The organism is Klenkia sp. AC732 (genome assembly GCF_979256525.1).
In genome coordinates, this window is sequence record NZ_CEEDOS010000108.1 from 1 (window position 1) to 286 (window position 286).

The following is a 286-nucleotide window of genomic DNA, read 5'->3' on the forward strand; positions in this document are numbered from 1 at the left end:
GTCCGTGAGCGCACCCGGCGAGAAGCCGACGGCGCCGGGTCTGCTGGACGGGAGGCTGTCGCCGCTGCGACCGCTCAAGGCCAGCGGCAACCTGTTCGCCTTCGCCCTGGACGTCGTCCGGGCGGGGTTCCGGCGGCCCTTCCAGCTGCGTGAGTTCATCCAGCAGACCGGGTTCGTGGCCTCGGTGACGATCCTGCCGACCGCGCTGGTGGCCATCCCCTGCGGCGCGGTCCTCGCCCTGCAGCTGGGGTCGCGGCCCCGCCCGCTGGGCGCCCAGTCCGTCACC

At 74.5% G+C, this 286-nt stretch carries 1 pseudogene; it reads left to right on the top strand.

Annotated features, from left to right (window positions below):
- Positions 1-286, top strand: a pseudogene (locus AC0IVP_RS21880) (ABC transporter permease); the annotation flags it as partial.